Here is a 12,721-nt window from a genome sequence, read left to right as displayed (position 1 = left end):
AACTCAACGGAAACAGATTACTGATCTGCTAACCCAAAAAAACATCAGACAAGGCTAGAACTGCTCCGGCAACATTCCTACTGGTACGTTCTGGAAACAAACAGGCCGCAAGAAGCGTCGGATGGCCAGTGTGCCTACGGATGTTGCCCCAAAATTTGTGGAAGCTGGGTATGGACCTCCATGTACCATCGTGTCGCTGACTTCCACTCCAGTCGGGAAGCCATTTACAAGAACCCGGCCAGCTTTGCGTTCAAGAACAGGCATCAACATTTGGGCAATTTCTGCGTCACCTGGATCCATGTGCAGCGTGCACGTGAGCTGCCCCTGCAGCGACATTGAGACTTCACGCATCTGCCCCATGTTTTCTGCGACTACGAGAAGCCCCAATGGCCCGAAAACCTTATGTCCAAGTGTTTCATTACCCAGCCAATCCTGTGCCGAGACCTGGTATAGGAATGGGGTTGCTGTGCGCCCGTCGGACACGCTTGCCAGCAATTCGGTAACAGACGGTTCTGCAGCAAGCGCTGACTGACCACTGCGATAAGCCGCCGCAATGCCGTCCGTCAGCATCGGTTGAGGGGCGGTATCCTTCAAACATTCGACTGCTGCCTTGGCCATTGCTTCGGCGTGGTCCTTCAATACGACTGCAACGCCAGGGTTGGTACAGAATTGGCCCACACCCATCGTAAGCGAACCTGCCCAGCCGGCACCAATTTCAGCACCCCGGGTGGCAGCGGCAGCCGGCAGGATGAACATCGGGTTGATTGAGCCCAGCTCACCAAAGAACGGAATAGGTTCAGGACGCTGTGCACAAAGATCGAACAGTGCCCGGCCACCGGTCAGAGATCCGGTAAACCCTACCGCTCGGATCAGCGGGTGTTTTACCAACGCCTGGAGTGTTGCTCAAACTTGGAGTTGAGGAAGATCGACGCCGGAGCGCGACGCGCGTAGTCGCCGAAAAGATCGAAGAGCGTGTTGAGGAAGACAGACTTGCCGTTCCGACCGGTGCCGTAGAGAAACAACATCTTATGCTCGCTGGTCATGCCAGTCAGCGCATAACCGGCCGCACGCTTTATGAAAGAAATCACTTCCGCGTCGCCGTCAAAAACGTCACGCAGAAACTGCAACCAAAGCGACGGTTCTATACCGGCGGGAGCTGGTGCCACGGCGGTCTGTTTCGTGATCATGTCATCCCGGCGTGCTGCGCGCATTTCACCGGTGCGTAAGTCGACGGTTCCGCCCGGCGTGCCGAGGAGCATTCGGTTTCCGTCGAAATCGTCGGGACTGGCCGCGCTTGCCGGGTTTGAGCGGGCAAAATCCGCGACCGCGGCAACAGTTGTTTTCCCACGAATGATGTCCGCCTGTTTTTCCACCCTCTTGGATTGACCATCATCCTTGGCTTGCTCGATCAGCTCTGCCGCACGTTGCCGCAAGAATTTACGCGTCAACGTCATGTGCTGCAGGCGATCGTCGATCGCCCAATGCGTGCCAGTCCAGAATAGCCACTTGTTCCAGGCTGCAACGTAACGCGCATCCTCATTCCATCCGCTCTTTCCGAGTGCGATCGCGAGGGCATCATGGCTCAGGTCGACGGGTTTAATCGCATCGGATCGCGGCATGCCGCCAGACGACAACGGTGGCCTTTTGCTAAGAACGCTGCGCCAGATCGCTTTGTTTTGCGCCTCACCGACTGCCTGTTTCAGCAAGGCCAGAGCGGGTGCGATGGAGGTGATGCTGTGCGGGTTGCCGGATGAGTTCCAAACTTTGGCTGCGTCCCTGGCAGCGCAATCGCCACCGACATACTTCATTGAAAAGTCGATGAAGTCATCGCGCAGCGTGTCACCGAAACCTACACGCAACGAGACGGCAAGCTTTACCCAGTCTTCTCGGATCAGAGTGTTCGGGGCCGCCGCGAGCAACTCTCGCATTGCTTCAAGAGTTTCGTCATCCGTCGCTTGGGCCTGGCTGAAATCAATGACTTCGACTTTTGGCGTCAATGACGTTTGAGCATATTTTGCTGTGTCCTTTACGGAAACAGCTTTAAAATATGCCTCGAGCGGAAAGCCGGGCAGGTCCTGGGCCTCAAAGGCGGCCGATAGGTTTCGGCCCTCATAGGCGTAAGTCGCTCCGTTAGCCATGATCGAACCGGGTGCAATTATGTATCCGCCATCGCCACGCGTATCGACATGGCTGGCCGCTTTTTTGCTGGACGTGGGCGCGCCCTCGACATGCATGAAGATGAGCTGTACGCCGCCCGATTGCGTGCGCACCTTCACCGCATCCGGGTGCGACAGTGACAGTTGCTCGATCTGGTCTTCACCGACGGCTTCTCCAGTTTTCTTGTCAATGTCGCCATCAACGACAGACAACCCTGAAACACTCCCGGTCGGCAAACCGACGACCGCGCCGGGATACAGCTGCCACCATCGATCAATGGTGGCGATGTCAGCCGTCGCATCCTTGAACCCGCGCGACGTATATGGCGCTTTGGCTTTCTTGGTGCCGCGGTCCTCTTCCAAACAGGGAAATACAGGCACCCCGGCTCCGGCGAGCTTTCTTGCTAGCAAGTGGTTGTCGCGGATTCTTGTCTCGGGCGGTTGGAAATCGGCCGTTGCGGTGTGCGTTGCGGATGAAGCAGCCGTCATATCGCTTGCTCCGCATCATTTTCCGCCTCATCTTCGGGATTTTGTTCAGCCTCGGACTGCTCGGCTAGGGTAGTAGCCCCGGACCGATTGGCAGACGTTTTCGCCCTCATGGCGGCTTTTCTGTAGGCCTTGGGGACGCACCCCATGCGAAAGTCCCAAAGTGCACAACTTGTCTGAACGCATTAGCCCGACCCTGTCTGCCCCAGAGAACACCGCTGACGTTCCTGATTGGCTGAACCAGCCGGAGTCGACTCTCGTCCGTCTCCGGAGCACTCTGGGTGCAATCTGGAGCGGGCACCGGCGCGCCGCGCGCGCTGATCGTTATCGGGGCGGGTCAGCTGGATTGCCAGAAACTGGTGTTCGAATTCGACTGATAGCACTAGGCTCACTTCGGTGGACGACCTAAGGGAAAAATAGGAAATTCCTGCTCGTTCTCGGTACCAAACGACACAGGCCATGTCTCTGGGCCTACTATTTTCTGTCTGGACATCCATGCAGCGGCGATGAACACCAAAACTCCGGCAACAACATCTGCAACATAGTGCGCGCCTTGCCCAAGAATTGCGGGCAACATCGGAATGTTGACCACTACGACGGGCCAGCGTACAGGGGTGTCCCATGCATAAACCAAGACCAAAAGAAGCATCACTGTATGGTAGGATGGGAACGCAATAAGACCGAGTTTTGGTGTCGGCGGCACGGTGCCAGCACCATCGGTGACTAGATGCCACACTTCTGATTTAAAACGTGAATTGTTGACCAATTGAAATTTCGCTTCGGCTTCGGGGGGGAGTGTGTAAAAGATAGCGGGTCCAAAACTGGGTGCGATAATCCAAATGGCGACAGTTGCAAAAAGTGCCACAAACGCAGTTAGCAGCATCCGATACAAGGTGCGATCCCGTCCGGTTAGCGAAAGCACCGCAGCCATAAAAACAATCTGAAACAATGATGAAATATAGATGAAGCCCAATGTGTTGGCGATCTTGGGGTTTTCCGAAAGCCAAACCACAAAAGTCAGCCAGTCGTACCCAATCGCACTATCCGCAGCATCCAAAATCGGATCAAGCCATAGCGTGTCCACCGGAAACCGCAGGTAAATTAGGTTCATAGCTCCTGAAAGCAGGGCGATCAGAAAACCCATCGTAATGAAAAGTTTTGCCGATGCCTGAAGCTTCAGGCGAACCCTGAGATAAACGCCAAAGCAAACAGTTCCAAACATAAGTAGAAATTCAAATGTGGCCAGGTAACAATCAATCTCGATACCGCGCACCATCGCGATCAGCGGCCAAAGCACGTTCAGTGCAACAACCATTAGGCCGAGCGCGCATTCCACCGAGTTAATAAATTTGGAGATACTTATCTTGGCTTCAAACATAGTTCCGCTTTGAATTGCTTCATAACAGTTGAAGATTGGACGAAGTTTACCTGTCGTGAATTCTAGGAATCTTAGGATCGGGCAAGCGGTTTTATCCGACATTCCGTTTTACTCCACGTTGCCACTAACATGTTCACAGAGCAAGCTTCTCGGCGGCGCGTGGCCCCTTGCGTTTTGTTCCTGTCAGCCGATAAAGTCTCCGTTCAAACAACTTGGAATTGTCGAATCCCCTCAGGGCCGCTTAAAATGCCACCGAAACCGCCCCAGTTTCTCGGGCTTCGCCAAAAAGCCGATAACAATCATCAGAGGGCAAGGATTCTTACCACCCCAGCCAGTTCATCAGGATGCCCAACTGGCGCTACAGTACATGTAGTGATCTATTGCGTGTGCGCTGGATCAGCAAAAAAGCACGATGTTTTTCCGCAGAATTTGGATAGACATGTTCAATGAAGAGGTTCGCCTCAGGTTTTCTTTCAGCCAACGCCACTTGATGTCAGACCGTGACTAACCTTCGGTTTGCCATGGCTACCTTTGCAACACTAAGACGGGTATTTGCTCGAGCACGGATGTGCATTGGACAAGAAACTGGGCGCGTCTGAACGCGCCCAGTTTCGTCAAGTCGCGACGTGAGATATCTCTTTGTCCGGCGAGTATATGTCCAAGATGTTCCAGTGTCCGGTCGTTGGGGTTGGGTTGTTGATCATTGGCACATCGAGCACGGTTGGCTTGCCACTGGCGATTGCCGCTTCCAATGCGGGCAACAATTCGTCGGCAGCGCTGAGCCTGTGCCCTTCCGCACCGTAGGCTCGCGCTATGTCGGCATAGCCCGGTCCGTTTGCGGGTGCAGCGGCTGATCCGGGGAACGTGGTTCCGTAGGTCAAACCGTAATGCGCTTTTTGAAGGCCGGCGATCGTTCCGAAGGCGTTGTTGTTCATTACCAACCAGATGATACCCAGATCAAGTTCGACGGCCGTTGCGAGCATCGACGGATTTTGACCGAAGCCACCATCACCGACCAGACTGAGGACAACGCGATCAGGTGCCGCCAGTTTCGCGCCGATAGCTCCTGGCGGACCAAAACCCATGGTAGCGAACCCGCCCGGGGTCAGGATCGAACCGGGGGTCAGGATATCGAATTGCTGTCCGACACCGTTCTTGTTCCACCCAACGTCCGTGGTGATGATGGCATCCTCAGGCAGTGCCTTGCGGGTATCTGCCAGAATACGCTCGGGCATCATCGGAAAGGCTGCTGAGGTCGCCATTTCCACGTTGCGCGCTTTGAAATCCGTCCGGAATTCGGCGATCTTTTGTTCCAGAGCGGGGCGTTTGAAGCCGTCCGGATACATCTCGCGGGCAACGCGGGTCAGAACGCGCAAGGCGGCCTTGGCGTCAGCAACGACTCCGATCTCGGTGGGATAATTCCGGCCGATCTCCTGCGGTTCGATGTCGATATGGATGACCTTGGAACCGGGAATATTGAACGTGTACCCGGGATACCAGCTGGAGCAATCGGCCTCTTTGAACCGAGTGCCTACGGCAAAGATGTAGTCCGCATTCAAGCAGGACTGGTTGACCAATTCGGTGCCCCAAAACCCAGTCATCCCCAGCACAAGCGGATGGTCGTCCCGCAACGCGCCTTTCCCCATCAGGGAATGCGCGACTGGCAGGCCCATTTGCTCAACAAATTCTCGCAACTCCTCGCTGGCTTGCGCCAGGAGAATACCACCTCCGACATAAGCGACTGGGTTTTCGGCTTTTGCCAGCGCTTCGACAATCTCTCGCGCAGTCTCGTCGTCAATCGACGGTTTCTTGAGCGCGCGCGTGTTGTCGCGGATACGGTCGAAACTGTCCGAGGGGATCACCTCGGAAAAGATGTCCATGGGGACATTGACCAGTACCGGCCCGGGCTGGCCGCTTTCAGCGAGATGAAACGCCTTTTCCAGAATCTCGGCCATCAGGTCTGCCCGATCTACGCGCCATGCACGTTTGACAAAGGGGCGATAAATCTCCCATTGGGCAGCGTCCGCGTGCAGGTTCACCTCCTGATGCGGGTGTTTACCGTAGTAATGGGTCGGAATATCTCCCGCGATCACGACCATAGGGATACAGTCCAAGGCCGCGTTGGCGACCCCGGTGGCGCAATTGGTCAGTCCCGGGGAGAGATGGGACAGCACCACCGAGGCCCTGCCCGTCACGCGGGCATAAGCGTCCGCCGCGTGGCTGGCGATTTGTTCGTGTCGTACTGTGACGAAATCAATTGGACTTTCGGCCAAAGCAGCCAGAACCGCGATGTTCGTATGGCCGCACAGGCCGAACACGTGCTTGACCTCGCGACGTTCGAGGAAATCAACGATGTGTTCGGCGACGGTTTTACCGTCCAGTTTGCTTGCGTCCATCACGCGACCTCCTGTCCGTAGAACTCACCAAACAGGTCCGGCTCCGAGGGGCGGTCCTCGGGTATCGGACGGCTGACCCAGGTGTAGTTCATCATGTGTTTCATGGTGACGTTTTCGTTGGTGATGTTGCCGCCCCAGATGCCGCAGCCCAGGCTGCTGGTCATAGGCATGCCATTGGTCCAGGCACCCGCATTGGCCTTGGACTGAGGCTGTCGCACCATCATACGGCTGACCGGAGCCAGACGCGCCAACCGGTCGATGTGATCGTCATTGTGGCTGTAGATGCCGCAGGAATGGCCCTTACCCCCGGTGTTGTAGATCTGGCTGACCGTTTCCAGCGCATCATCGAACGTGTCGAAGTGATAAAGCGCCATCAGAGTGGTCAGTTTTTCCTTGGAGAACTTGTGCTGCGGGCCGATTTTCCCCTGATTTTCAACCATCAGAAACCTGCGATCTTCGGGGATGCTAAAACCGGCAACCTTGGCCGTTTGCTGCGGCGGACAGGCGATGGTCGGAAACGTACGGTTTCCCTTTTCATCCCACATAGCCGCTTCGAGCATGGCCTTCTCTTCATCCGAACACAGGTAGCCGCCCTCGGCTTGAAGCGCCTTCACCATATCGTCGTAAACCGAGCGCTGGATGATGATGTTACCGTCGGCCGAGCAGCCCGACCCAAAGTCAGACGTCTTTGAAATGCGAGTGTTCTGAGCGGCGATGTCCAGATCGGCGGTTTCATCGATGACGATGGAAGAATTGCCCGCGCCGACACCATAGGCCGGGCGCCCAGAACTGTAGGCCGCTTTGACCATCGGCTTGCCGCCCGTCGCCAAAGTCAGGTCGCAGATTTCCATCAGGTGTTGCGTCAACGGGATCGAGGGCTTGCGAATGGACTGAAACAAGTCCTCGGGGGCACCGGCAGCCCGACAAGCTGCGCGCATGACCTCAACCATCTCAAAGGTGGTATGGGCGGTTCGCGGATGCGGGCTGAAGATGACGGCATTCCGGGCGTTCGCAGCGGAAACACCGGTCACCGGTGGTGTCATTGCTGGATTGGTCATCGGGATGAGGGACGCGATGACGCCAGCAGGCTTGGCATATTTCACCAGACCTTTTTCCTCATCCACCTCGACGATACCGGTCGATGGAGTGCGCAGGACATCACGCAGCACCATGTGAATCTTAAATCGCTTCGCAGGACGCCCTGCGCGATCTCCGATGCCGCTCTCGTCCACGCCTTGCTGGGCCAGACGGGTGAAGGTTTTCTCGTTCCCCGCGTACCATGCAATGGCCTGAGACAGGCGGTCCAGCCTGTCCTGATCCCAATCCTCGATCTCGGCCATGGCAGCGCGGGCGCGTGCCAGCATATCGGCCGCGAGTTGTCGGTCGTTTTCAGTGAGCTCTTTGCCCATGATGATCCTCTTGGTGTTTTAGAATGGCTGCATCGGGCATACGGCGCTGTGATCGCGCCGCGCCGAATGTTCGCTTGGCGTGGCTGAGACAGCGACGCGCGTGTTCTTCATATCCCAACTCGGCAACGCGGCTTTGGTTGGGCAGTTCGATGGAATAGTCGACGGGCGGCATCCGTTCGATGATGCCGGTGAAATCGATCCATCCCTCACCGGGATAAAGCCGCGCATCGCGCGCCAGCTGGATCATGCCCTCACGCGTATCGGCGATGCCGGGCAGGCAATCAGAGATATGCAGGAAGTGAAACAGGTCCGAGGGGACGTGTAGAAGCTCTCCCAGATCTACACGGCTGAGGTGCAGGTAAAGCGTATCGACCAGAATACCGCCGTTGGGCTGATCGGAGGCACGCACGATATCAAGCGCCTCATCCAGAGTGCGCAAGCGGGAGAAGCTTGGAAACTCAAGGTCCACTGTTAGCCCATACGGAGCCGCCAGTTCGCAGGTCTCGGAATAGACGTCGATCAGGAAGTCACGATCATCGCGGGTGTTGGTCCACGCGCTCATGATCATGCGTTTAGCGCCCAATTCCCCACCGATCTCAAGAGAAGGCTCAAAACTGCGCGGATCGACATCTTCGGTGATGCGCGCAAGTTCGACATCGAGGACTTTCAAGCCAGTGGTAGAGAGAGCAGTTTTTGTGGCCTGCACCTGCGCCTTGTCGATTGGCGATTGAGTGAATTCACCGGGCACATGCATCGGAATGAACCGAGGGCTGACGGCATCGTAACCGGCGCGGGCGGCGATATAGACCAGCTCGGGCGGCGTACAGCCGATCAGCGTCAGATGCGCCAAGGAATAGAGAGAGGGGCTTGCGCCAACCTCTTCGGGTTTCACCATGAACGACAGCTCCACGTGTCTGCGAATCTCAATTTCATCACACGTAGTAAAAAATATCTGATATTTTGTAAAATATCAACTTATAATACTGGGAAGGAAATGAAAGCGCCCGGGCAACTGCCCGGGCGTGTTTTACATTCGTGTTGGCAGAGACTTAGAGAGTGACCCAGCCCCCTCCGGACTGGTGAGAGCGCACGGAGGCGTCAATGAATCGGACACCGTCTGCACCTTGTTCGACACTGGGATAGGCAAGCCAATCGGCCGGAACGGTAAGGCCATCCCGACGCGCGGCTACGGCCATGGCAAATTCCGTATAGAGATTGGCCCAGGCTTCGATAATCCCTTCGGGGAAGCCGCGCGCGGTACGGATCAGACGTTCTGCGCCGGGGCCGATACCATGCCCGTGGCCCCGGCTGATGATACGATCCGGCTCACCAAACCGATTGAACTTCAGCTGCTCAGAGTTCTCCAGGTCCCACTCGAGACCTCCTTCGCTCCCGAATATGCGCAACCGCAACCCACCCCGATTTCCCGGGGCAAGGCGTGTCGCCATCAGGGTTCCCGGAACCTCGTTTTGATAGCGGGTGAACATGAAAGCTGTGTCTTCCAAAGGCTTTGGCGCGCCGCAGACATGAAACTCGGCCCGTAGATGGGTCAAGGGCAGGCCCGAGACAAAACTGGCGAGATGCGCGGCATGGGTGCCAATATCGCCGACACAGCTGGTCGGACCAGAAATCTTTGGGTCCAGCCGCCATTTGACATGGGGCGCATCGGCCACATCTTCGGGCGTCATCCAGTCTTGCATGAACTCGACATGGATTTGGTTGATTTTTCCGATGCCGCCGTCCGCCACGATTTGTTTGGCCTGACGGATCACTGGAAAGCACGACATCGCATAGCCGACAGCAAAGACCTGCCCCGTGTGCGCGGCGATCTCCTCAAGCCCCTCGGCCTCGGCGACTTCGTTGGTCAGGGGCTTGTCGCACAGTACATCAATGCCCGCCTCCAGAAACGCTTTGGCCGCGTCGAAATGAACGTGGTTCGGAGTGGTGATCATCACCGCATCTACGCCATCCGAGCGCGCCGCCTCTGCCTGCGCCATCTCGTCGAAGGACGCATAGCACCTGTCTGCTGGCAGATACCACTCGGCCCCGCGCGCCTTGCTTCGCGCGGCGTCAGGACTGAGCGCGCCTGCGGTGACCTCCCACCGGTCGGTCATCCGCGCAGCCGTTGCCTGCGTGACAGAGATCCGTCCACCGCCAACAACGCCCAGCCGCAAACGGCGAGACAAGCGGGGGAAAGGGCCGTCAAAGTTCAGGACCTCGAGTAAAAGTCTCTCAGCCATTCTGAACCTCCATTTCCGGGACCCGTACGCCTTCCGGCAGCATTTCCACCGCCATGAAAATGCTGGGGGTAATCGTCTCGTATTGATGCCAGGGATAGTTGCCTTCGGCGTCATACATCGGTTTGTGCGTCGTGCCAGGGGCCATGAATTCTTCAAGGTAAAGGGTTTCAACGTCCCGTTCGCGGCATTGCTGCATTTTGCCAAAGCCTACGATTTGCGTATGCACTTCGCGAAATCCCGGTACCGGGCAGAACGGATGATCCTTGTGCAATCCGACATTCAGCGGCACTGAACCGGAATGGTACATGGTCAGTCCAACGTTACCCACAAAGACCTTCGGGGACATGTAGTGACTGACACCGCGCAGACGCTCCTCTTGGCGGATATCAAAAGCAGATGGCCATGTATCTTTCACCCATGCGAACAGCTCGTTGTCATCGGCATGGGCGTCGAAACCGTGGACAATGACTGCACGTTCCACGCCTTTGAGAGAGCTTTCTTGCACGATAACAGAGGAAAGCGGTGCAACGGTCTGATCCTCGACAGATAGATTTCGCCCCCCAAGGTTAAGGACGATAGCGCGACCCTCAACCGATACTCTATCTTCATCAGCGATGTGCTGGACGCGAAAGAATGGTTGAGCAAAGTCGAGTGTCTCAATCGGCATGAACCAATTCCTTCCTCTCATCGTTAAGGAAATCGACCGGCAGAGGCTCCGGGGCCGCGCAACGGCTTTCTATCGTCTGATAGGCGCCAAATTTCGGTGCCCGCTCGATCGCATCCATGACCTCAAAAACGTGGTAGGCAAGCGCTCCACTCGCTCGGGGTTGGCGTCCATCTTGTGCCGCCAGCGCGAGGTCCAACAGGCCGAGACCGCGGCTGTCTTCATTAAACCCATGTTTGTTCTCGACCACCTGCCAGTCTTCGCGACCGGTTGGACGAGGCTGATGAGACCAGCGTGAGGTCTCCCGCGTTTTCAGCCAGACATCCCCTTGAAAGATATTCGCACCATGAACCGGGTCAGGATCAGGAATGCTGATGGTGCCGTTTTCACCGTAGATCTCGAACCGCGGAGTTTCGCTGTCCCAGACGTCGAAGCTCATGGTCATCGACCCTATAGCTCCGGATGAGAACTGCAGCAGGCTTAAGGAGTGCGTGTCGACCTCGACGTCCATCCATTCGCCGTTGCGAGGGCCGTTTTCAATCATTCGTTTGTCGAATGTGCGTCGAGCCATTCCCGCGACCCGGTCAATTTGCCCAAGGCAAAAAATCATAGCGGTCAGGTAATATGGCCCAAGGTCCAGCAACGGCCCGCCACCGGCCTGGTAATAGAAATCCGGGTTGGGATGGTGGCGTTCCGTCCCGTGGGTACCGACATGAGCAAAAACTCCTGTCGGTTTGCCAATTGCACCCTCGTCGATCAAGCGCCGAACGGTTTGCCAGCGACCGCCCAGAAATGTGTCGGGCGCGCAACCGACCAGTAACCCCTTTTCAGATGCCATGTGCAGGATCGCCTTACCATCCGTTCGATTCATAACCAGCGGCTTCTCGGAATAGACGTGCTTGCCCGCCTCCAACGCGCGCAGGCTGATTTCCGCATGCGCCGCCGGAATTGTCAGATTCAGAACGCAGTCGATCATCGGATCGTCAAACACTTCATCTGGCGTGCAGGCCTTGGCGATGCCGTATTGATCCGCTTTGGCACGGCTTTCAGAAGGATCAAGGCTTGCACAGGCCGCGACCTCGATGTTTGAGAATTTGGATAGCGTTTTTAGATAGATATCGCTGATACGACCACAGCCGATAAGGCCGACCCGGAAGGATTTCGATGTCTCACGTGTCATCATTCCTGTCTTCGTAGAGGGGTAAGTAATTCGGGGGCATCGGCCCTTTGTTCCGACCGCCCTGCCCCATCTGCTCCCAAGCGTGGGCGAGTATTCCGACCGAGCGGGACAGGCAGAACAGCCCTCGTGACAAGGGCGCAGGAAAGCCAAGTTCGCAGAAGATCACAGCTGTCGCGCCGTCGATATTCATGGCAATCGGCCGACCGCCGCGTTGACGGCCAAGCTCGGCTTGAACCTCTTCTCCGATATCGGCAAACCGGCCAGAAACTGTGCCTTCTGCCGCCGCATCACGAACAAGTTGCATCAATCGTGGTGCGCGTGGATCGACGGGTTTGTGAAACCTGTGACCAAAGCCCGATACGATCTTGCCGTAGGTTTCGCGCCAGCTGTCCAGGCCGTCCTTTGCACCGCCATTCAACGATGCTCCTGCATCCATGCGGGCGGCGATATCATAGTACAGCTCTGCACATTGCTCCCCTGCCCCGCCGTGTACATCGCCCAGCATGTTCACTGCAGTCGCCATCGCATTATTAAGACCTACCCCGCAGGTGGCGGCCATACGCGCAGCCGCGATTGAGGGAGCTTGAGGGCCGTGATCCACGCCTGCGACCAAAGCAGACTCGAACAGGCGCGCTTGTGCATCGCTGGGCAGATCGCCCCGCACCATCAACCAGATCATCTGCGGGAATGATACGTTCCCGATCAGGTCCTCTATGGCGTTGCCGCGAAAAACGATCTGGCCTGGCTTCATGTCGATGATGGAGGTGCGCCACCATTGGCGAACGGCGCGCTCATCGCTTGTCATCTGTGTG

The 12,721-nt window shown here is 56.7% G+C and carries 9 protein-coding genes and 1 pseudogene; all 10 read right to left on the bottom strand.

Annotation, left to right across the window (positions count from 1 at the left end):
- Window positions 1-54: 54 nt before the first annotated feature.
- Window positions 55-891 (bottom strand): annotated as a pseudogene (locus ACR0B7_RS19400) (aldehyde dehydrogenase family protein); the annotation flags it as partial.
- Window positions 882-2,645 (bottom strand): phage/plasmid primase, P4 family, encoded by a 1,764-nt coding sequence (locus ACR0B7_RS19395; protein ID WP_170486261.1) that lies wholly within the window; start codon window positions 2,643-2,645, stop codon window positions 882-884. The gene ACR0B7_RS19395 and the pseudogene ACR0B7_RS19400, both read right to left, overlap by 10 nt.
- A gap of 385 nt (window positions 2,646-3,030) precedes the next feature.
- Window positions 3,031-4,122: a phosphatase PAP2 family protein gene (locus ACR0B7_RS19390; RefSeq protein WP_170576991.1), complete on the bottom strand. Its 1,092-nt coding sequence runs from the start codon at window positions 4,120-4,122 to the stop codon at window positions 3,031-3,033.
- A 512-nt stretch (window positions 4,123-4,634) separates the two neighbouring features.
- Window positions 4,635-6,416, bottom strand: coding sequence for a thiamine pyrophosphate-binding protein (locus ACR0B7_RS19385; protein WP_170486263.1), 1,782 nt, complete (start codon window positions 6,414-6,416; stop codon window positions 4,635-4,637).
- Entirely contained in the window at window positions 6,416-7,825 is a 1,410-nt protein-coding gene (locus tag ACR0B7_RS19380) for an aldehyde dehydrogenase family protein (protein ID WP_170486264.1), read from the bottom strand. The genes ACR0B7_RS19385 and ACR0B7_RS19380 overlap by 1 nt, the downstream gene beginning before the upstream one ends.
- The gene (locus tag ACR0B7_RS19375; protein ID WP_170486265.1) at window positions 7,806-8,720 is read right to left on the bottom strand and encodes a sugar phosphate isomerase/epimerase family protein; all 915 of its coding nucleotides are present in this window, start codon (window positions 8,718-8,720) and stop codon (window positions 7,806-7,808) included. The genes ACR0B7_RS19380 and ACR0B7_RS19375 overlap by 20 nt, the downstream gene beginning before the upstream one ends.
- A 154-nt stretch (window positions 8,721-8,874) precedes the next feature.
- Complete coding sequence (locus ACR0B7_RS19370; RefSeq protein ID WP_170571249.1) at window positions 8,875-10,065, bottom strand: Gfo/Idh/MocA family protein; 1,191 nt, start codon at window positions 10,063-10,065, stop codon at window positions 8,875-8,877.
- Window positions 10,058-10,732, bottom strand: coding sequence for a hypothetical protein (locus tag ACR0B7_RS19365; protein WP_170486267.1), 675 nt, complete (start codon window positions 10,730-10,732; stop codon window positions 10,058-10,060). Before ACR0B7_RS19365 ends, ACR0B7_RS19370 begins: the two co-directional genes overlap by 8 nt.
- Entirely contained in the window at window positions 10,722-11,912 is a 1,191-nt protein-coding gene (locus ACR0B7_RS19360; protein ID WP_170486268.1) for a Gfo/Idh/MocA family protein, read from the bottom strand. The genes ACR0B7_RS19365 and ACR0B7_RS19360 overlap by 11 nt, the downstream gene beginning before the upstream one ends.
- A complete protein-coding gene (locus tag ACR0B7_RS19355; RefSeq protein ID WP_170486334.1) occupies window positions 11,899-12,714 on the bottom strand; it encodes a citryl-CoA lyase in 816 nt (271 codons plus the stop codon). The genes ACR0B7_RS19360 and ACR0B7_RS19355 overlap by 14 nt, the downstream gene beginning before the upstream one ends.
- Window positions 12,715-12,721: the final 7 nt, after the last annotated feature.

The sequence above is a fragment of the Ruegeria sp. BB6 genome (assembly GCF_056539385.1).
Note: the sequence above shows the minus strand (reverse complement) of the source record. Positions and strands in the feature narration are given on the sequence as shown.

Coding starts and splice junctions, on each gene's coding strand:
- ACR0B7_RS19395 (WP_170486261.1), bottom strand. CDS start 2,645: ATGACGGCTGCTTCATCCGCAACGCACACCGCAACGGCCGATTTCCAA.
- ACR0B7_RS19390 (WP_170576991.1), bottom strand. CDS start 4,122: ATGTCGGATAAAACCGCTTGCCCGATCCTAAGATTCCTAGAATTCACG.
- ACR0B7_RS19385 (WP_170486263.1), bottom strand. CDS start 6,416: ATGGACGCAAGCAAACTGGACGGTAAAACCGTCGCCGAACACATCGTT.
- ACR0B7_RS19380 (WP_170486264.1), bottom strand. CDS start 7,825: ATGGGCAAAGAGCTCACTGAAAACGACCGACAACTCGCGGCCGATATG.
- ACR0B7_RS19375 (WP_170486265.1), bottom strand. CDS start 8,720: ATGGTGAAACCCGAAGAGGTTGGCGCAAGCCCCTCTCTCTATTCCTTG.
- ACR0B7_RS19370 (WP_170571249.1), bottom strand. CDS start 10,065: ATGGCTGAGAGACTTTTACTCGAGGTCCTGAACTTTGACGGCCCTTTC.
- ACR0B7_RS19365 (WP_170486267.1), bottom strand. CDS start 10,732: ATGCCGATTGAGACACTCGACTTTGCTCAACCATTCTTTCGCGTCCAG.
- ACR0B7_RS19360 (WP_170486268.1), bottom strand. CDS start 11,912: ATGATGACACGTGAGACATCGAAATCCTTCCGGGTCGGCCTTATCGGC.
- ACR0B7_RS19355 (WP_170486334.1), bottom strand. CDS start 12,714: ATGACAAGCGATGAGCGCGCCGTTCGCCAATGGTGGCGCACCTCCATC.